The organism is Streptomyces sp. AM8-1-1 (genome assembly GCF_032229325.1).
Taxonomy (GTDB): Bacteria; Actinomycetota; Actinomycetes; order Streptomycetales; family Streptomycetaceae; genus Streptomyces; species Streptomyces achmelvichensis.
The window spans coordinates 4,316,329-4,334,871 of record NZ_CP135086.1 but is presented as its reverse complement, the minus strand read 5'-3'; the positions used below and the strand labels follow the sequence as shown (position 1 = coordinate 4,334,871).

At 71.9% G+C, this 18,543-nt stretch carries 15 protein-coding genes, 4 tRNA genes, 1 other RNA gene and 2 pseudogenes; 12 read left to right on the top strand and 10 right to left on the bottom strand.

Features of this window, described 5'->3' with window-relative positions; all coding sequences use genetic code 11:
- Positions 1 to 174 precede the first annotated feature (174 nt).
- From RPQ07_RS19585 to RPQ07_RS19550, 8 genes are all read left to right on the top strand, one after another.
- Positions 175 to 510: an Lsr2 family protein gene (locus RPQ07_RS19585; protein ID WP_313945460.1), complete on the top strand. Its 336-nt coding sequence runs from the start codon at positions 175 to 177 to the stop codon at positions 508 to 510.
- Between the two features lie 112 nt (positions 511 to 622).
- Positions 623 to 694: transfer RNA gene (locus RPQ07_RS19580), tRNA-Gly, on the top strand.
- Positions 695 to 772: 78 nt separating this feature from the next.
- Positions 773 to 845, top strand: a tRNA-Gly gene (locus RPQ07_RS19575).
- 155 nt (positions 846 to 1,000) lie between these two features.
- Positions 1,001 to 1,918, top strand: a complete 918-nt coding sequence (locus tag RPQ07_RS19570) for an ABC transporter ATP-binding protein (RefSeq protein ID WP_313945459.1) — start codon at positions 1,001 to 1,003, stop codon at positions 1,916 to 1,918.
- A gap of 1 nt (position 1,919) precedes the next feature.
- Positions 1,920 to 2,684 (top strand): ABC transporter permease, encoded by a 765-nt coding sequence (locus RPQ07_RS19565; RefSeq protein WP_313945458.1) that lies wholly within the window; start codon positions 1,920 to 1,922, stop codon positions 2,682 to 2,684.
- A gap of 20 nt (positions 2,685 to 2,704) precedes the next feature.
- Entirely contained in the window at positions 2,705 to 3,913 is a 1,209-nt protein-coding gene (locus tag RPQ07_RS19560) for a sensor histidine kinase (RefSeq protein ID WP_313948950.1), read from the top strand.
- Complete coding sequence (locus tag RPQ07_RS19555) at positions 3,910 to 4,518, top strand: response regulator transcription factor (protein WP_313945457.1); 609 nt, start codon at positions 3,910 to 3,912, stop codon at positions 4,516 to 4,518. The genes RPQ07_RS19560 and RPQ07_RS19555 overlap by 4 nt, the downstream gene beginning before the upstream one ends.
- Positions 4,519 to 4,540: 22 nt before the next feature.
- Positions 4,541 to 4,613: transfer RNA gene (locus RPQ07_RS19550), tRNA-Gly, on the top strand.
- A 128-nt stretch (positions 4,614 to 4,741) separates the two neighbouring features.
- Here the strand turns inward: RPQ07_RS19550 and RPQ07_RS19545 are convergent.
- The 6 genes from RPQ07_RS19545 to ffs form a co-directional block, all read right to left on the bottom strand.
- On the bottom strand, positions 4,742 to 5,641 hold the full coding sequence (locus RPQ07_RS19545) for a phosphoribosylaminoimidazolesuccinocarboxamide synthase (protein WP_313945456.1): 900 nt from the start codon (positions 5,639 to 5,641) through the stop codon (positions 4,742 to 4,744).
- A gap of 69 nt (positions 5,642 to 5,710) precedes the next feature.
- Positions 5,711 to 7,168 (bottom strand): N,N-dimethylformamidase beta subunit family domain-containing protein, encoded by a 1,458-nt coding sequence (locus RPQ07_RS19540; protein ID WP_313945455.1) that lies wholly within the window; start codon positions 7,166 to 7,168, stop codon positions 5,711 to 5,713.
- Between the two features lie 204 nt (positions 7,169 to 7,372).
- Positions 7,373 to 9,007 (bottom strand): hypothetical protein, encoded by a 1,635-nt coding sequence (locus tag RPQ07_RS19535; RefSeq protein ID WP_313945454.1) that lies wholly within the window; start codon positions 9,005 to 9,007, stop codon positions 7,373 to 7,375.
- Between the two features lie 436 nt (positions 9,008 to 9,443).
- Positions 9,444 to 10,694 (bottom strand): phosphoribosylamine--glycine ligase, encoded by a 1,251-nt coding sequence (purD, locus tag RPQ07_RS19530; protein ID WP_313945453.1) that lies wholly within the window; start codon positions 10,692 to 10,694, stop codon positions 9,444 to 9,446.
- 60 nt (positions 10,695 to 10,754) lie between these two features.
- Entirely contained in the window at positions 10,755 to 13,058 is a 2,304-nt protein-coding gene (locus tag RPQ07_RS19525) for a DNA polymerase III subunit gamma and tau (protein ID WP_313945452.1), read from the bottom strand.
- Between the two features lie 144 nt (positions 13,059 to 13,202).
- An RNA gene (gene ffs, locus RPQ07_RS19520) (signal recognition particle sRNA small type) lies at positions 13,203 to 13,297 on the bottom strand.
- 98 nt (positions 13,298 to 13,395) lie between these two features.
- Here ffs and RPQ07_RS19515 point away from each other — a divergent pair.
- Positions 13,396 to 13,483 (top strand) — tRNA-Ser (locus tag RPQ07_RS19515).
- Positions 13,484 to 13,552: 69 nt separating this feature from the next.
- Here the strand turns inward: RPQ07_RS19515 and RPQ07_RS19510 are convergent.
- Positions 13,553 to 13,816 (bottom strand): annotated as a pseudogene (locus tag RPQ07_RS19510) (tyrosine-type recombinase/integrase); the annotation flags it as partial.
- A 366-nt stretch (positions 13,817 to 14,182) separates the two neighbouring features.
- Between RPQ07_RS19510 and RPQ07_RS19505 the strand changes: the two are divergent.
- Positions 14,183 to 14,533 carry a hypothetical protein gene (locus RPQ07_RS19505; protein ID WP_313945451.1) on the top strand — a complete coding sequence of 117 codons (351 nt, stop codon included), beginning with the start codon at positions 14,183 to 14,185 and terminating at the stop codon, positions 14,531 to 14,533.
- Between the two features lie 125 nt (positions 14,534 to 14,658).
- A pseudogene (locus RPQ07_RS37790) lies at positions 14,659 to 14,811 on the top strand (Tn3 family transposase); the annotation flags it as partial.
- A gap of 127 nt (positions 14,812 to 14,938) precedes the next feature.
- On the opposite strand, the gene RPQ07_RS19500 reads toward RPQ07_RS37790, so the two are convergent.
- On the bottom strand, positions 14,939 to 16,141 hold the full coding sequence (locus RPQ07_RS19500; RefSeq protein ID WP_313945450.1) for an NAD(P)/FAD-dependent oxidoreductase: 1,203 nt from the start codon (positions 16,139 to 16,141) through the stop codon (positions 14,939 to 14,941).
- Between the two features lie 93 nt (positions 16,142 to 16,234).
- On the bottom strand, positions 16,235 to 17,179 hold the full coding sequence (locus tag RPQ07_RS19495; RefSeq protein WP_313945449.1) for an RNA polymerase sigma-70 factor: 945 nt from the start codon (positions 17,177 to 17,179) through the stop codon (positions 16,235 to 16,237).
- A 248-nt stretch (positions 17,180 to 17,427) separates the two neighbouring features.
- On the opposite strand from RPQ07_RS19495, the gene RPQ07_RS19490 reads away from it, so the two are divergent.
- Positions 17,428 to 17,973, top strand: coding sequence for a pyridoxamine 5'-phosphate oxidase family protein (locus RPQ07_RS19490; RefSeq protein WP_313945448.1), 546 nt, complete (start codon positions 17,428 to 17,430; stop codon positions 17,971 to 17,973).
- Positions 17,974 to 18,045: 72 nt separating this feature from the next.
- Here the strand turns inward: RPQ07_RS19490 and RPQ07_RS19485 are convergent, their stop codons facing one another.
- On the bottom strand, positions 18,046 to 18,420 hold the full coding sequence (locus RPQ07_RS19485) for a DUF2267 domain-containing protein (protein WP_313945447.1): 375 nt from the start codon (positions 18,418 to 18,420) through the stop codon (positions 18,046 to 18,048).
- Positions 18,421 to 18,543: the final 123 nt, after the last annotated feature.

The following is an 18,543-nucleotide window of genomic DNA, read 5'->3' as shown; positions in this document are numbered from 1 at the left end:
TATCCCGCCCGCCATTGCTCCAGACACGCGCATGTAATTGAGTGGGCTTCACAATGTGTCGTCGGCCGCTGTACAAAGGAATACAGAGGAAAGCAGCTTTGCCCCTCGGCAGCCGGAAAGTCGGTGGCACCGCATGTCAGAACGGGTGACACCGCAGGGAAAGGACCGATATCCGTGGCTCAGCGAGTAGTGGTCGCGCTCTTCGATGACATCGACGGCGGAGAAGCGGCGGAAACGGTCACGTTCGCCCTGGACGGGAAGTCGTACGAGATCGACCTCAATCCCGCCAATGCAAAGAAACTGCGCAAGGCGCTGGCCCCGTACGTCGCGGCCGGCCGGAAGCAGAGAGATGCCGGCAGACGCGGCAGGGCCCGCACCGCCTACACGCACACCTCGCTCGAGCCGGCCCCGGCCGCCGTACGGGCCTGGGCGCAGTCCAACAAGATGGACGTGCCCGCACGCGGACGCATCCCGAAGGCGGTCTACGAGGCGTTCCGCGAAGCGAGTTGAGCGCCGCGCGCCGGACCGCGCGCCGATCCGAGTTGCACAGCACCCCTGCTGTTCGGCTAGAGTCTGGAGCACGCCGAGGGGCGAGGCCGCAAGGCCCCACCTCACGCAGCGTGCGGGTGTAGTTCAGTAGTAGAACATCCCCCTTCCAGGGGGAAGGCGCAGTGTGCAATTCCTGTCACCCGCTCTCATCGCTTTACCATCCTCTCGCGAGGATCGGGTAAGGTGATGCGGCACCGCCCAGTGAGAGCTGAGCGGGAGCAATGCGGACGTAGCTCAGTTGGTAGAGCGCAACCTTGCCAAGGTTGAGGTCGCCAGTTCGAACCTGGTCGTCCGCTCCGGAATGAAGGCCCTGGTCATCGACCAGGGCCTTCGTCGTCTTCCCGTACACGCCCGCCGGTTCCGGACCGCCTGCCGCGCCCATGACATTTGTCATCGGGGCCGATGACAGGGCGCACTGCTCGTGGGTCCGTCCGGGCGGAAGCCTTGAGACATGACCTCAGACGACCACGTGATCAGGGCCGAGCAGGTCCGGCGCTCCTACACCGAGGGCTTCGAGGCCGTGAGCGGGATCTCCTTCTCCGTCTCCCGCGGCGAGATCTTCGCGCTGCTCGGGACGAACGGCGCGGGCAAGACCTCCACCGTCGAACTGCTCGAAGGACTCGCCCGGCCGACCGGCGGGACCGTGCAGGTCCTCGGCCACGACCCGTACCGCGACCGCACCGCCGTCCGGCCCCGGATCGGGGTCATGCTCCAGGAGGGCGGCTTCCCCTCCGACCTCACGGTCGCCGAGACCGCCCGCATGTGGGCCGGTTGCACCACCGGAGCACGGCCCGTCCCGGAAGCCCTGGAACTCGTCGGGCTCGGAATGCGGGCCGGCGTCCGCGTCAAGCAGCTCTCCGGCGGTGAGCGGCGGCGCCTGGATCTGGCACTGGCGCTGCTCGGACGGCCCGAGGTGCTCTTCCTCGACGAGCCGACGACCGGCCTCGACGCCGAAGGGCGCCGCGACACCTGGGACTTGGTGCGCGCCCTGCGGGAGGGCGGCACCACCGTGCTGCTGACCACGCACTATCTGGAGGAGGCCGAGTCGCTGGCCGACCGGCTGGCGATCATGCACCGGGGGCGGATCGTGACCGGCGGCACCCCCGCCGAGGTGACGGCGTCCCGGCCCGCCAGGATCCGCTTCCTGCTTCCCGAGGGCTTCCCGGCCGGGCGGCTGCCGCTGTCGCTCCAGGCCGGCGCCCTGGGCCGCCGCGTCGAGATCCGTACGCACGAACTCCAGGACGACCTCGGCGAACTGCTGCGCTGGGCACGGGAGTCGGACGTACGCCTCGAAGCGCTCGACGCCCGCTCCGCCTCCCTCGAAGACGCCTTCCTCGACATCGCGCAGACCGAAACGGCAGGGGTGTGACATGAACGCCACCACACGCAGGCTTAACGCGCTCGGGCGCGCGGAGCTGACCCTCCTCGTACGCAACCGGACCACCCTCTTCGTGGCCCTGCTGATGCCCCCGGCGATGATCATGCTGATGGCGTCGACGCTGGACGGCATGGACCTCGGCCCGACCGGGATGAGCATCGGCGAAGCGACGATGACCGGCGCGATCGGGATGGTGCTGATCCTCGTCGTCCATCTCAACCTCGTCTCGGCCTATGTGGCCCGGCGCGAGGAACTGGTGCTCAAGCGGCTGCGCACGGGAGAGGTGCCGGACCACGAGATCCTCACCGGGACCGCGCTGCCCGCCGTCGGGCTCGCGCTCGCGCAGTGTCTGCTGATCGTGATCGCCGGCATGGCCCTGCTGGATCTCGGCGCACCCCGGCGGCCCGACCTGCTCGTCGTCGGCATCCTGCTGGGGACCCTGCTGATGGCCGCCCTCGCCGCCGCCACCTCCGCGTTCACCCGCACCGTGGAGAGCTCGCAGATCACCACGATGCCGATGTTCCTGATCTCCCTGCCGGGCTCCGGCCTGCTTTTTCCGCTGGACGTCCTGCCGGACAAGATCGCCTCGGTCTGTGAACTGCTGCCACTCACCGGAGCGATGACGCTCGTACGGGCCGGCTGGCTCGGCGACACCGGCTCCGGGGAACTGCTGGGTGCCGCCGTGACCGCACTGGCCTGGGTCGTGGTCTCGGTGTTCGCTGTGCAACGGTGGTTCCGCTGGGAACCCCGTCGCTGACCTCGGGAGTACGTGTGCCGGTGAAGGCATGGAGCAAACGCAGCGGTCTGGCCAAGGTGGACCTCTACACCCGCGGCACCGTGCATCTGATCATCTGGTTCGGGCCCGTCGGGCTGGCGCTGCTGCTGATGACCAGGCCGGTGCGCAATGGCGGACAGACGCCTGTCCTGCTGGCCACGCTGCTCTGCTGCGTCGTGACGGGCGTGCTGTGCGGCCGTCTCCTCCGGCACGCGATGGACGTGTACCTGGGCAGGGGGCAGCTGCCCCCGCGGCTGCTGGGCCAGGCCGCCGCCGCGACGGCCGCCACGGCCGGCGGGGTGGCCGTGCTGGCGGCCACCGTCGATCTCGAAGGGCTGCTGCCCACCATGCTGGCGGCGGCGGTCGTCCCCTTTCTGACCGTCCACACGCTGCTCGTGCCCAACCGGGTCTCGGTCGTGGTCCAGCTCGGCGTGCTCCTCGCCGTGGCCGGACTGCTCGCGGCGACCGGCAGCCCGGTTCAGGAGATGCTCATCGTCCTGCCTGCCCTCGCCTTCAGCACCGGGTGGATGGCCTTCACCTCGCGGGCGTCGATGTGGGTACTGGCGGTGATGTGGGAGCTGCGGGAGGCGCGGGACGTCCAGGCACGGCTCGCGGTCGCCGAGGAGCGGCTGCGCTTCGGCCGCGATCTGCACGACGTCCTGGGCCGCAATCTCGCCGTCATCGCGCTGAAGAGCGAACTGGCGGTCCAGCTGGCCCGGCGCGAGCGGCCCGAGGCGGTCGACCAGATGACCGAGGTCCAGCGCATCGCGCAGGAGTCGCAGCGGGAGGTGCGGGACGTGGTGCGCGGCTATCGCGAGGCGGATCTGCGCGTCGAACTGGAGGGGGCGCGGGGCGTGTTGGCGGCCGCCGGCATCGCCTGCACCGTGACCGCCGGGGACACGGTCCTGCCCGGCGATGTGCAGTCCGCGCTCGGCTGGGTGGTCCGGGAGGCCACCACCAACGTGCTGCGGCACGGGGACGCGCGGCGCTGCACGATCGCGGTGGACACGGCGGACGACGGCGTGGTCCTCGTCGTCGAGAACGACGGAGCGGGTGCCGCGGTGGCCGCGCCCGGCTCGGGTCTGACCGGTCTGCGGGAGCGGCTGTCCGCGGTGGACGGCGCCCTGGAGGCGGGCCCGGTGGACGGTGGACGGTTCCGGCTGACGGCCCGGGTACCGCTGGCACGAGCTGACATGAGGGAGGCGGTGTGACCGTACGCGTACTGCTCGCCGACGACGAGCATCTGATCCGCGGGGCGCTCGCCGCGCTCCTCGCGCTGGAGGAGGACCTCGTGGTCGTCGCCGAGGCCGCCTCGGGCTCGGAGGCGCTGGCCATGGCGCTGGCGCACCGGCCCGACGTCGCGGTCCTCGATCTCCAGATGCCGGGCGCCGACGGTGTGAGTGTGGCCACATCACTGCGGGCCGAACTGCCCATGTGCCGGACGATGATCGTCACCAGCCACGGCCTGCCGGGACATCTGAAAAGGGCGCTGACAGCGGGTGTGCGGGGCTTTGTCCCGAAGACGCTCAGTGCCCGGCGGCTCGCCGAGATCATCCGTACCGTGCACGCCGGAAACCGTTACGTGGACCCGGAGTTGGCGGCCGACGCGATCTCCGCCGGGGACTCGCCGCTGACCGCCCGCGAGGCGGAGGTACTGACGCTGGCGGCGGACGGCGCACCGGTCGCGGAGATCGCGGAACGGGCCTCGCTGTCACAGGGGACCGTGCGGAACTACCTGTCGTCGGCGGCCTCAAAGCTGGGTGCGGAGAACCGGCATACGGCAGTCCGTCTCGCACGCGAGCGAGGTTGGGTATAGTGGTCTCCGCGCCACGGCGCATGCGGACGTAGCTCAGTTGGTAGAGCGCAACCTTGCCAAGGTTGAGGTCGCCAGTTCGAACCTGGTCGTCCGCTCGGAAAGAAGGCCCCGGTCCTCAGGACCGGGGCCTTCTTCGTGTCTTCGTGGGCCGGTGTCTTCGTGCGCCGGTGTCTCCGCGGGCCGCGTGTCTCCGCGGCCCGCGTCGCTCCGGGCCCGCCGGGCGCTACGACCAGCTGGTGCCGGTCAGCAGCTCGTAGGCTTCCAGGTACTTGGCGCGCGTCGCCTCCACGACCTCCTGCGGGAGCGCCGGCGGCGGCTGCTCGCTCCGGCGGTCCCAGCCCGAGGCGGGCGAGGTCAGCCAGTCGCGGACGTACTGCTTGTCGTACGAGGGCTGGGCGCGGCCCGGCTCCCACGTGGCCGCCGGCCAGAACCGCGAGGAGTCCGGGGTCAGCACCTCGTCCGCGATGACGAGGTCGTCGCCGTCGAAGCCGAACTCGAACTTGGTGTCCGCGAGGATGATGCCGCGCTCCCGGGCGATGTCACGGGCCCGGCCGTAGACGGCCAGGGTCGCCTGCCGCAGCTCGGCCGCGGTCTCGGCGCCGACCTGACGGGCGACCTCTTCGTAGCTCACGTTCTCGTCGTGGTCGCCCACGGCCGCCTTGGTGGCGGGGGTGAAGATCGGGGCCGGGAGCTCCGAGCCGTCGGTGAGGCCCTCGGGAAGCGCGAGGCCGCAGACCGTACGGGACTCCTTGTACTCGGCGAGGCCGGAGCCGGTGAGATAGCCGCGGGCGACGCACTCGACCGGGACCATCCGCAGCGACTTGCACACCAGGGTGCGCCCCTCCCAGTCGGCGGGGGCGCCCTCGGGCAGGTCGGTGCTCAGGACGTGGTTGGGGACCAGGTCGGAGAGCCGCTCGAACCACCACAGCGAGAGCCGCGTGAGCACCCGGCCCTTGTCGGGGATCTCGGTGGGCAGCACCCAGTCATAGGCGGACATACGGTCGCTGGCGACCATCACGAGGTCGCCCGCCTCGTTCCGGTACAGCTCGCGCACCTTGCCGGTGTGCAGATGCACCAGGCCCGGCACCTGAAGCGGTTCGGGCTTTTCGACGAATCCGGACACGGTTCCTCCCCGTATATCTGTCCCAGCGGTCCGATTCTCCCGCATCCGGAGGGCGGTCCTCGACGCGGGTCAGTCCCGTTTGCAGATCCGGTCCAGCAGATTGGCCGTCGCACGCTGCACTCGCGTGTCCCGGTGGCCCGGCCGGTCCAGCGCCGGTGACCAGGCGAAAGTCCCGGACGCGAAGACGAGGGCACCGGAGGGAGCGCGGTACAGGGAGGTCTCCTGGTGACGCACCACGCCCTCGCCGTCCCGGTACGGGGAGTGCGCGAGCAGGATGCGGCGCCGGTGGTCGGGGAGCGCGGTGCGCGGGAAGTAACGGTCCGCCTCACCGGCGACCAGGCCGGCGAGCTCGTCGCCCTCGCCCGCGCCGGTCGCCTCCCACAGCCAGTGGTCCGCGTTCCGGACGACGAGGGGATGCGGCTCGGGCACACGGCCCGCGTACTGGATGCCCAGGAGCTGCTGCTCCGAACGGTCCACCTCGCGCCACAGGGCCGGTTTGCCGGGGCCGCGGCGCTTGCGGCAGGTGAGAAGACGGTCGGGCACCCCGGAGGGCGAGGGGCCGAGCTCGACCTGCCAGTACATGGTGTTGGCGGAGAGGAAGACGAGCGAGGTGCCGTGGTCGCGGGCGCGCTCGGCCGTGCGGCGCATGGGCGCCGACCAGTACTCGTCATGGCCGGGGAAGACCAGGCCGCGGTAACGGGTCGGATCGATGCGGCCGGCATGCAGATCGCGGGTGTCGGCATAGGCGAGGTCGTAGCCGTACCGCTCGGCCCAGCGGATGAAGTCGTAGGCATGACCGACGTGCAGGGGCAGGCCGGCACCTGCGTACGGCCGGTCGAACGAGACCGTCACGGCGGCGTCCTGCTCACCGAGGAGCCGGCCCTCCTCGTCCCACGCGTGGTAGAGACTCGCGCCGGTACGGCCGTCCTCGGGATACAGGTTGTACGCCTGCCAGGTGACGTCCGGCAGGAGCAGCAGCAGGTCCGCGGGGTGGTCGTCGCGGACGGTGAAGGGGATGTGGGAGCGGTACCCGTCGAGGGTGGTCAGCACGGCGACATAGGCGCCGACCGACCAGTACGAAGGGATCTGCAACCGCCAGGAGAGCCACCAGTGGTGGCAGGAGACCGTGCGGTCAGCGGCGAGCGGCGGTGGCTGGACGATGCCGGACAGCCGGGGGCTGGTGGTGATCTTGGCGGCGCCGTCGCCCGCGTAGTGCCCGATGCGATAGACGTCGACCGAGAACTGCTGCGGCGGGTCGACCGTGATGTGGAAGTCGAGCGCCTCGCCCGGCGCCGCGGCGCCGGTGGACGTGAAGCCCTTGATCTGGCGGTGGACGTCGTCGGCCGTGCGGGGGCCGCGGGCGCTTCTGCCCCGGTCCGGGTCGGCGTACCACGGCACGACCTGACCGGTGTCGTCGAAGTAGTGCTCGCTGCCGCGGAGCCAGGGGAGCGGCCCCTGCCCGAACGGGTCCGAGACGGCGTGGGCGAGAGCGCCCGATTCCCACCGCCTGATCTGCTCCGCCCCCATGCCGCACCCTCCCTCGATGCCCCAGGACAACTGTGGAAGCGCCGAGTTCGTTCAGCGCCGGTCCCAGCACATCACATAACGCACGCGCACCGTCACCCTTCGTCGCTAATTGTTGCGGCAGCGAGCTATTGACGAGAGCGGGCGGTGTCCGGTGCGTGGGGCGGGCCCCCCGAGGAGCGGACGCTCGTCCGGCCGGGAGCCGCGTCAGACGAGGCGGACCGGTTTCTCGGGGCGGACGCCGAGCGTGCGGATCCAGGTGCGCAGCGGGGCCGCGTCACCGTCCTCGGTCAGGCTGAGCACCCGGGTCGTGAGGTCTCCGCAGCGTTCGCCGCGGATCAACAGCGCCGGTCCGTCGAGCCAGTCGAGGCCGGGGGCGGCGCCCGCGGTGTCGACCGCGGCACAGCAGACCATCGCGGTCACGTGGTCGGCGAGCAGCTCACGCCCCGTCCGGGGCGGCTGGAGCGGGAAGAGCGGCAAGGGGTCCGCGGCCCAGCCGGCCAGCGTGTCCCCGGGACTCTTGGCGACCGGCAGCGCCGCCTCCTCCTCGCGGGCCACATGGGCGGTGATCCCGGCCGCGAGATGGTCGCCGGTGTCCGTTCCGCGCCCGGACAGATGCTCCATCACGCGGTCCAGCGTCGGCCCGTCCGGACCGGTCGACTGCGGTACGCCGAGCTCGTCCAGGACCCGGTGCAGCCGGGCCGCCTCGGTACGCCACTTACGGTCGACGACCTCTTCCGGGTACTGCTGCCAGTCCACCGGCGACCACCCGGGGCTGTTCTTCGCGGGACCGCCGTGGAAGAGGCGGGCGGCCAGCAGGGAGGCGGCCTCGTCGATGGCGCCCGGCTCCTCGAGCAGATCGCAGGCGGGGCGCTCGCCCAGCCGGGACGTGAAGCCCTCGGCGAGACGGTCGCGGCGGGACAGTTCGGTGAGGGCCGAGACCACGCCCGCGTCGAGTCGGGCCGGCCAGCGGCCCATGCGCCACGCCGGCAGCGCCACCCGGGTCAGCAGCCGGTCCCAGCCCGCGTAGGCGAGGCCGACCTGCTCCTGGGCGACGATCCGCAGGCCGTAGTCCACAGCCTGTGCGCGCTCGGACGCCGCCGCGGCGACCCCGCGCTCCATCTCGGCCGCGTGGGTCTGACAGCTGTGCAGCATCAGCCGGGCGACCCGGCCGACGAAGCCGAGCGCCGCCGCGCGTATCGCACCCCGGCCGGGGCTCGCCCCGACCGCGACCGCCGCGTCCAGGCCCCGGACGAACCTGCGGGCCGCGGCTATGTCGGGCTGCGCGGAGGGGCCGGTGCCGGCGACCACCGGTGCCAGCAGGGCCCGCAGCTCGGCGACCCGCATCCACCACAGGAAGGGCGAGCCGATGACGAGCACGGGCGCCTCCGTCGTACGCCGACGGCGCGCTCCGGATATCGCGTGCGCCGGGTGCGTACGGTCCTCGAGCCAGCTGTCGCAGTCCGGGGTGAGGGCCAGCGCGGAGGGCGCGGGCACGCCGAGACGGTCGGCCAGGTCCCTGACCAGCCGGTACAGATCGGGTGCGGCCCGCTCGGACAGCTCCACCGTGGGGCTGAGCGCCGGGGACGCCCGGACGATCACGGCCGCGACCACCGCGGCCACCACCAGGACAACCGCAGCGAAGATGCCCACGGCCCAGCGGGCCGTGCTCCATGCTTCGCCGCTCATATGGCCGGACACACCGCCCGCGAAGAGCACGACGGCGACAGCCGCGGGCAGCAGGCCGACGGCCAGGGCCCTGCCGCGGGTGCGCAGCACGGCCAGTGCGCGCGACCGCGCGGCCTGGGCCCCGATCGACTCACCGATACCGGTACCGGACACGATCGGTTCTCACCCCCTTTGCCCTGCGACGGTGTAGGTCACTCACCCACTGTGGCACCCGCCAGTGACATCGCAATGCCGGTGGGCCAAGTGCCGGAACGCTTGCGCCGCACCATAGTTGGGCCTTCGGCGGGCGTCATCCGGATGGCTCAGCCGTCACTCGATGGAATGGCTATGGGCATAGGTGATGACGGAATCGCGGGGCGGGGGGTTCACTCCTGCGCGGGCTTGCGTGGAGGGGCGCCGCTGCGTGGGGACGCACCTGCTGTCGTGCGCGGGGCACCGTATGGCGGCCCTGGCGCGTCAGGGGGTCGCCGCACGGGGCATCCGCCCGCCGGGGTTGCTCCTCGGCGGGCTTACGGAGCCTGTTCGGCGGCCTGGCGCCCGGGGGTCTCGGCGGCGGCGCGTGGGCCTGTCGGCGGCGACGCCCGCGGGTCTACGCCTCCGCGACCTTGCGGGCGATGTCGGTCCGGTGCTGCGAACCGTCCAGCCGGATCCGGCCCACCGCGGCGTAGGCGCGTTCCCGCGCCTCGTGGAGGTCCTTTCCGGTCGCGGTGACCGAGAGCACCCGGCCACCGGCGCTCACGACGGCGTCACCGTCGCGCCGGGTCCCGGCGTGCAGGACGTACGCGTGCGGCGCATCCTTCGCCGCGACCTCGTCCAGCCCCTCGATCGGGTCGCCGGTGCGCGGGGTGTCCGGGTAGTTGTGCGAGGCGACGACCACCGTCACGGCGGCCTCGTCGCGCCAGCGCAGCGGCGGCTGGAGGTCGAGGGTGCCGTCGGCGGCGTGCAGCAGCAGTCCGCCGAGCGGTGTCTTCAGCCGGGCGAGGACCACCTGGGTCTCGGGATCGCCGAAGCGCGCGTTGAACTCGATGACGCGGACGCCGCGCGAGGTGATCGCCAGGCCCGCGTACAGCAGCCCGGAGAACGGGGTACCGCGGCGGCGCAGTTCGTCGACGGTCGGCTGGAGGACCGTCTCCATGACCTCGTCGACCAGCTTGGGGTCCGCCCACGGCAGCGGCGAGTACGCACCCATGCCGCCGGTGTTGGGGCCCTCGTCGCCGTCGAGGGCACGCTTGAAGTCCTGCGCGGGGCTGAGCGGCACGACGGTCCGGCCGTCAGTGATCGCGAAGAGCGATACCTCGGGACCGTCCAGGAACTCCTCGATCACCACCCGGCCGCAGGCGAGCGCGTGCTCGCGAGCCGCACCGAGGTCGTGGGTGACCACGACGCCCTTGCCGGCAGCGAGGCCGTCGTCCTTCACGACGTACGGGGCACCGAAGGCGTCGAGCGCCTCGTCGATCTCCTCGGGCGTCGTACAGACATAGCTGCGGGCCGTGGGCACCGCGGCGGCCGCCATGACGGCTTTGGCGAAGGCCTTGGACCCCTCCAGCTCGGCGGCCTCGCGAGAGGGGCCGAAGCAGGGGATGCCGGCCGCGCGCACGGCGTCGGCGACGCCCGCGACCAGCGGGGCCTCCGGACCGACGACGACGAGCCCGGCAGCCAGTTCGCCGGCGAGCCGGGCCACGGCCGCGCCGTCCATGGCGTCGACCGGGTGCAGCTCGGCGACCTCGCCGATGCCGGCGTTTCCGGGCGCGCAGTGCACAGCGGTGACGTCGGGGTCGAGTGAGAGAGAGCGGCACAGGGCGTGTTCGCGGGCGCCGCCGCCGATGACGAGGACCTTCACGGCAGCCAGCCTAACCGCCGTGCGCGGCTCGTCCTGTACGGGCCTCCGAAGGAGGGGGCCCTATTCGTTCGTGTATTCCTCCACGACCGTGGCTCCCAGCTCGCGCACGATCAGGTCGTGACCGGAGAGCGCGGAGTCGACCAGGTCGGGGTCGTCGTCCTCGGGCACGTCGTCCTCGATACGGACGGACGGCGGGGTGTGTGCGGGCCCGGAGGCGTGCGAGGGCTCGGGGGCGGCCGCGGCTCTGGGCGGGCGTGGGGCCTGCGCGGGCTGCGGCGCAGGAGCGGGCGCGGGTGCGGACGCCTGCGGGGCGGAGCTCTGGGGGGCGAACCCGGACTGCGGGGGCCGGCCGCCGCCGTACCCGCCGCCGGACGAGGGCGGTGCGCCGCCGCCGGGACCGCCCGGGCCCGGACCGCCGGAGCCACCGCCTGAGCCACCCGGACCGCCGGTGCCCCCCGAGGGGTCGACGATCGCCTCGACCTTCCACTGCACGTTGAACTGCTCGGAGAGTGCCTGCCGCAGCACCTCTTCGCTGCCGCTGCTCGCGAAGTTGTCGCGAGCGCCGGCGTTGATGAAGCCGAGCTGGAGCGTGGTGCCGTCGAACCCGGCCACCTGCGCGTTCTGGCTGAGCAGGATCCAGGTGAAGCGCCGGCGGTTCTTCACGGCCTCCAGGATGTCCGGCCACATGTTCCGCACCTGGCCGGCGCCCTGGGCCATGCCGGGTGTGGGACCGGGGGCCGATTCCTGAGCCGGGGCCTGCGCCGCGGGGGCCGGCCGGGAGGCCGCGGGCGGGGTGCCGCCCTGGCCCGGGGCGGAGGCGGTGGGCCAGCCACCGGGCCGGCGCGGGGGTTCGGGCGCGGCATCGGGTGCTGAGCCGGAAGCGGGTGGGGACGCGGGGGCGGAGCCGGACGCGGGGGCCGCCGCGGTGGGCCAGGCGCCGGGGCGGGGGCCGGTGGCCGGTTGCGGATCCGCGGGCGCGGCGTACTCCTCCGGTGCCGGGGCGGACTGGGCGGCGGCCGGCTGCGCGGTGCTCGGTGCGGACGGCGGCTGAGCGGCCGGCGGTGCGTCCGGCACGGGCCCGCGGGCCGCCGCACGGGCCGCGGCCGGTCCACCGCCCGCAGGCGCCGCGTGGGCGGGCATGTGCGCCTGCGCCTCCGGCCCGGGGATGTAGCCCATCGCGGGACCGGGACCGGCCGCCGAGAAGGTCGCGCCGCGCTCCAGCCGATCCAGCCTGGCCTGCATCGAACGCTCGTCGTCGTACGCGGCGGGCAGCAGCACCCGCGCGCAGATCAGCTCCAGTTGAAGCCGGGGCGAGTTCGCGCCCCGCATCTCGGTCAGCCCGGTGTTGACGAGATCGGCCGCCCGGCTCAGCTCGGCCGCCCCGAAGACGGAAGCCTGCGCCTGCATCCGCTCGACGACATCGGCCGGGGCATCGATGAGGCCCTTCTCGGCGGCGTCCGGCACGGCGGCCAGGATCACCAGGTCGCGGAGCCGCTCCAGGAGGTCGGCGACGAAGCGGCGCGGGTCGTTGCCGCCCTCGATGACCTGGTCCACGACCTCGAAGGCCGCGGCCCCGTCGCCCGAGGCGAACGCCTCCACGACCGCGTCGAGCAACGACCCGTCGGTGTACCCGAGGAGGCCGGTGGCCATGGCGTACGTCACGCCGTCCTCGGCCGCACCGGCGAGAAGCTGGTCCATCACGGACATCGAGTCCCGCACGGACCCGGCACCGGCCCGGACGACCAGCGGCAGCACACCGTCCGCGACGGGGATCTGCTCCTTGCCGCACACCTCGCCGAGGTAGTCGCGCAGCGTCCCGGGCGGCACCAGACGGAACGGGTAGTGGTGCGTACGCGACCGGATCGTGCCGATGACCTTCTCCGGCTCGGTGGTCGCGAAGATGAACTTGAGGTGCTCCGGGGGCTCCTCGACCACCTTCAGCAGAGCGTTGAAGCCCTGCGGGGTGACCATGTGGGCCTCGTCGATGATGTAGATCTTGTAACGACTGCCGGCGGGACCGAAGAAGGCCTTCTCGCGCAGATCGCGGGCGTCGTCCACGCCACCGTGCGAAGCGGCGTCGATCTCGATGACGTCGATCGACCCCGGGCCGTTCCTCGCGAGATCGCGGCAGGACTGGCACTCACCGCAGGGGGTCGGCGTCGGCCCCTGCTCACAGTTGAGACAGCGCGCGAGGATGCGCGCACTGGTCGTCTTGCCGCAACCGCGCGGACCGCTGAACAGGTACGCGTGATTGACCCGGTTGTTCCGCAGCGCCTGCTGCAGCGGGTCAGTGACATGCTCCTGCCCGATGACCTCGGCGAACGACTCGGGGCGGTAGCGGCGGTACAGCGCAAGGGACGACACGCCTACGAGGTTATCGGGGTGCACCGACAACCGTCGCCGCCCCTGTGTGGCCGCCGGGGGCCGCCGAGATCGTTCCCGTCCGCACGGCCGACGATCACGTACTCACGTGCGACGCCCCCACCGGAAGGCGGGCACCCCGGAACGCAAAACGCCCCTCACGCACCCGCCAGAGCCGACCTACCCTTGCTGCCTTCCGGCCCTGGGGGAGTTCAGTCAGATAGCGCCACGTGAGGGGCTGCGCCCAGGTTACCCGATGACGACCGGTGCTCGATCCCCCGGGCCGGGCTGCCGGGAACAGGTTCGCGAGCACTCCTCAACGTCTTGTATTGTTTGCGGCGGAGGATTCGCCTAGTGGCCTAGGGCGCACGCTTGGAAAGCGTGTTGGGGGCAACCCCTCACGAGTTCGAATCTCGTATCCTCCGCCATTGCTCTCACCGGGCAATACGTCGAAGGGCCCCACCGCGAGGTGGGGCCCTTCGGCGTTGTCCCCAGCCCTCGTTGTCCTGGTTCTTGTCCACAGGGGGCGTTTCCGGGGGTCCCCAGATGGCTTCGGCGACCTTCCGGGCCATGTCCTTGAGCATCGCGTCCGGCACATGCAGGTACCTCGCCCGCATGCCGGCGGAGGCGCCCGGTTCCCATCCCATGATCTGGTCGATGACACGGGCCGGGACACCGAGCAGCATGAGCACGGTGGCGATGGTGTGACGAGCATCATGCGGCCGGCCGTCCCGGACCCCCGCGTCTGTCAGCAGTCGCTTCCGGCAGGAGCGGATCCTCGGCTGCATCCACGAGCGGATCGCCGAAACCGGCGAGGGCCCGAGCATCCGGCAGAAGAGCCGGTGGCCCCGAACCGCACGGTTCGGGGCCACCGGCCTCTCGTTCCTTCTGAGATCAGGACGGGAGCTGAACCCGCAGCGCGTTCAAGCCGTTTCGGATTCCCGGATGCCGCCGGCGACTGCACGATCACCACGCTGGACCACCCGGTGGAAATCGGCTCCACTTCTACCCGCTCCAAGATCACCCGCACGCGCCGGGACGGCTCCTCGAAGGTGTCGACGCTCCACGACATGCTCCGGGACGGAACGTCGGCCGCCGGCCGACGTCCATCCAGCCAGAGGTCCCCCATGCGTCTTCGTCTCACCCTCGGCGCCGCCATCGGCGCCGTCGCCCTCATCGTGGCCATCCCCTCCTCGGCCCACGCGCTCGACGGAAGCTTCCTCTACCAGTACGGCGACTCCGCCAATCCGACTGCGGCGCTGCTGGAACAGCCGGGGGCGGGCGAGTGCATCAACATCCCCGAGGTCGAGGGCAAGTCCGACACCGCGTTCGCGCCCAACAACTCGGTGCAGGGCGCCGATGCCAACGTCTACACCGAAGAGGACTGCCAGGGCACGCCCACGACACTTGCCGAGGGCACCCAGCTGGGCCCCGAGGTGACGTTCAAGTCCGTGTACTTCGAGCAGACCGAAGCCTGAGCCGCACGGCCACACCGTGCGGACCATCACGGCCGCACCGGAACAGAGCCGCGTCACGGTGCGAGGAACCTGACGCGCCCCCACATCCGCGAACCATCGGACGGTGCGCAACGTGCCGCGCTCGTGCGGTCGTTCTCCGGACGATCCGCTGCATCGGCGTCGCGGTCGCCCAGCTGAGTGCCGAGGGCCATGAGATCCGCGACGAAGACGTGGCCCGGCTCTCGCCACACAAGCACCGAAACGTGAACTGCCTGGGCCGGCACAGCTTCGCCGCCTCCCAGAGGACCATGCGAACAGGCACAGGCAGAGATCAGCGGCGCCGGGCTTGGTCACGCGGCCCTGTTCGGGCGGTGGAACCGCCGTGGGCGCCCCCGGTGCGAGGGCGCCCATGACCGAAAGCGTGCGTCAGGCAGCCGTGACCGGCGCGCCCGCGCCCGTCGGCTGCGGCAGTACCCGGCGGGGCCGGGTCGGGAGGCCGAGAAGGGGGTTGGCCACTCCCCAGGCCGCTCCCTTGCAGATCAGTTCCTTGTAGACCGCGGCGAGCCGGCCGGTCAGGGCCGCGTTGACCGAGCGGTCGTCGGCGGTGACGTACTGGATCAGGCCTTCCCTGCGGCCCAGCGAGATGCACTGGTTGAAGTAGCGGAGCGGCGTCTTCGGGAGCTTGCGGCCGGTCATGCGTGCCGCGATGGCGTCGGCGGCCTGCCATGCCATGGGGGTGCCCGTGGCGCACGACATCCGCAGCGGCTTGTCCGCGGGGCCCATCGCCATGGCCGCGTCGCCGACCGCGTACACGTCCGGGTGCGAGACCGAGCGCATGGTCCCGTCGACCACGATCTGGCCCGCTTCCGTGACGTCCAGGGCGGTCGCCGCCGCGATCGGGTGGACCGCGAAGCCCGCGGTCCACACGGTGACCGCGGCCGGGACGGCCGTGCCGTCGGCGGTGGTGACACGGTCGGCCTCGACCCCGGTGACGGCGGCGTGCTCGTGCACGGTGATGCCGAGCCTGCCGAAGACCTTCCGCAGGTGGGCGCGGCCCTTGGGCGACAGCCAGTCGCCGAGTTCGCCGCGGGCGGCGAGGGCGACGTCGAGGTCCGGGCGGGCCTCGGCGATCTCGGTCGCGGCCTCCACGCCGGTGAGACCGCCACCGACGACGACCACGGTCCCGCCTGCCTCCAGCCGGGCCAGGCGCTCGCGCAGCCGGAGTGCTCCCGGACGGCTCGCGATCTGGTGGGCGTGCTCGTCGGTGCCGGGGACGCCCTGGTCGTTCCAGGCGCTGCCGAGGGCGTAGACCAGGGTGTCGTACGACAGCTCCTCGGCCGCGCCGTCGCCGTTCGCGCCGGCCACGGCGACGGTCTTGCGGTCGACATCGACGCCGGTGACCTTCGCGAGCTTCAGTTCGACACCGGTGCCGGCGAACATCTCGCTGAACGGCCGGGCCTTGAGGTCCTGGCCGACCGCCAGCTGATGGTTGCGGACCCGCTCCACGAAGTCGGACTCGGCGTTGACGAGGGTGATGGCGACGTCCTCGCGGTGCAGCCGCCTGGCGAGTCGCCCGGCGGCGATGGCTCCGCTGTACCCGGCTCCGAGGACGATGATGCGGTGCTGCATGTCAGGGCTCCTGTCTCGCGCGGTTTCGCCCCTTGAACCGGGCAGCCCGCCGATTCCTGACAGGAACCGGATGTGAAGCAGGTCACATCGGGGTCAGAAGGCCGTGAACAGGGGTTCCCCGTGGTCGGCGGCCGCCCACCGCCGGGTCGCGCGGTCGAGCTTGTCGGGGTTGACCTGGTTGCGGAACGCGGCGATGCCGTCGGCGCCGACCTCCACGCACATGATGCCGACCACCCGGTCGTCGACGACCGCCACGACCGCGGGGACGCCGTTGGCGGTCGCGGCGTAGACCCCGGGCGAGCCGCCGACCAGGTTTCGCTTGGCCTTGCTCGGCTTGAACAGACCCCGCATGAACTTCGCGACCGCGAGAGCGCCCTCGAACGGAGTGGCCTTGGCCGGGACCTTGCCGCCGCCGTCGCCGACCGACACGGCGTCCTTGGTCAGCATCTTCACGAGCAGATCCGTCTGCCCGCTGGTGGCGGCCGCGAGGAACTCCTCGACGATCCGCCGGGCCGCTTCCTCGTCGATCTCGGTACGGGACCTGCCCTGCGCCACGTGCTTCTTGGCGCGGTGGAAGATCTGCTGGCAGGCGGCCTCGGTGAGGTCGAGGATCTCGGCGATCTCGCGGTGCGGGTAGTCGAAGGCCGTCCGCAGCACGTACACCGCACGCTCGTTGGGAGTCAGGCGCTCCAGCAGGGTGAGGACCGCGTACGAGACCGACTCACGCTGTTCGGCGGTGTCCGCCGGGCCGAGCATCGGGTCCCCGGCGAGCAGCGGCTCGGGGAGCCACTGCCCCACATAGGTCTCGCGGCGCGCACGGGCCGAGGTGAGCTCGTTGAGGCACAGGTTGGTGAGGACCTTCGTCAGCCAGGCCTCGGGGACCTCGATGCGGTCCACGTCGGCGGCCTGCCAGCGCAGGAACGTGTCCTGCACGGCGTCCTCGGCCTCGCTCGCGGAGCCGAGGAGGCGGTAGGCGATGGCCTCCAGGCGCGGCCTGGAGGCCTCGAACCGGTCGACGGCGTTCCTGGTCAGGGCCATGGCCCGGATCCTAACTCCCGCCGTGCCCGCCGGCCGCCGCATTCCGCGACGAACCGGCCACCCGCCGGATGCCGACGGCCGGCTCCCGGCGGCTGACCCCGGCGGCCGGCCCCCGACGACCGACCGCCGACGGTCGTCCGTCGCGGGCGGACCCGGACCGCTGACCGTAGCGGCGGCCGATGACTTCGGTGGGGAAACGCGGTCAGTACTGAGCAGGCACAGGAGAACGGAATCGAGGAGGACGTCCCATGACACCGATCGAGCCGATCACCGAGGTGATCCCCCGCCGGGGCAGGGGCACACAACCCGACGGAGGCGGGGAACTTCCCCCGGCCGACTGGGAGATGGTGTCGGGTGAGCTGCGGAAGGGTTCCGCCACGTCCTGGCTGGCGACCGTGGGCCGCGACGGGTCGCCGCACGTCCGGCCGGTGTTCGCGGCGTGGACGGGGTCGTCCTTCGTCGTCGCCTCGAAGCACGACGCGGTCAAGAGCCGGAACATGCGCGCGGACGGACGCGCCACGATCACCACCGACATCGGACTCCTGCATGTCGTGGTGGAGGGGCTGATCCGGCGGGTGACGGACCGCGAGCGGCTGCAGTTGGCGTCGCGGACGATGCAGGAGGTGTTCGCCTGGCCGACGGAGGTCGTCGGCGAAGAACTCGACGCCGAGTACGGGGCGCCCACCTCCGGAGGACCGCCGTACGAGGTCTACGAGATGCATCCGCGGAAGGCGTTCGGATTCCCGACGCAGGACACCTTCGAGCCCACGCGGTGGACTTTTCCTCCCCGTTGAGCGTGTCAGCGGGGTGCGCCCTCGGCGGATGACGCGAAGGAGAATCGGTCGACGACGGTCAGTCGGCGACAGTCAGTCGGCGATCGGCTGGGAGAAGTCGGATCCGAGCTGCGACATCAGATGCCCGAACTCCTTCTCGCTGATCGCCTCACGAAGGGTGCCGAGCACCGCACGGACGCCGCTGTCGGCCTCGTCCGTCCTGAGCACGTTGCGCTCGGCCACACGCCGCACGGTCTCCGCGTAGTCGAAAACCTCGATGTGGGGGGTGGCACCGCGTCGGACCGACTCCGCCAGACCTTCGGGGAGCTCCGGCATCAGGTTCCGGGTCTCGCCGGAACTCAGCCGATGGGCCAGCGTCTCCAGCGTCGCGCGGGTCAGATCGGCCGACTCCTGCCGCGACAGGCCCGTGCGCTCCGAGACCGCCTGGATGAATGCCCTCTCTTCCACGCGCTGTCTCCTTTGCCGGCGTGCCGGTGCCGCTGCCCTTCCCGTTCGACGACGGTGGAGCGGCCCTGAATCCAGCCTGACACGCGGCTGCCGGGCCCGCGCGGGCAGGGAGCCGCACCCCCG

What these genes read in the sequence shown, in the direction of transcription:
- RPQ07_RS19500 (WP_313945450.1), bottom strand. Translation starts at nt 16,141, where the DNA reads ATGCAGCACCGCATCATCGTCCTCGGAGCCGGGTACAGCGGAGCCATC.
- RPQ07_RS19570 (WP_313945459.1), top strand. Translation starts at nt 1,001, where the DNA reads ATGACCTCAGACGACCACGTGATCAGGGCCGAGCAGGTCCGGCGCTCC.
- RPQ07_RS19565 (WP_313945458.1), top strand. Translation starts at nt 1,920, where the DNA reads ATGAACGCCACCACACGCAGGCTTAACGCGCTCGGGCGCGCGGAGCTG.
- RPQ07_RS19505 (WP_313945451.1), top strand. Translation starts at nt 14,183, where the DNA reads ATGCGTCTTCGTCTCACCCTCGGCGCCGCCATCGGCGCCGTCGCCCTC.
- RPQ07_RS19540 (WP_313945455.1), bottom strand. Translation starts at nt 7,168, where the DNA reads ATGGGGGCGGAGCAGATCAGGCGGTGGGAATCGGGCGCTCTCGCCCAC.
- RPQ07_RS19495 (WP_313945449.1), bottom strand. Translation starts at nt 17,179, where the DNA reads ATGGCCCTGACCAGGAACGCCGTCGACCGGTTCGAGGCCTCCAGGCCG.
- RPQ07_RS19490 (WP_313945448.1), top strand. Translation starts at nt 17,428, where the DNA reads ATGACACCGATCGAGCCGATCACCGAGGTGATCCCCCGCCGGGGCAGG.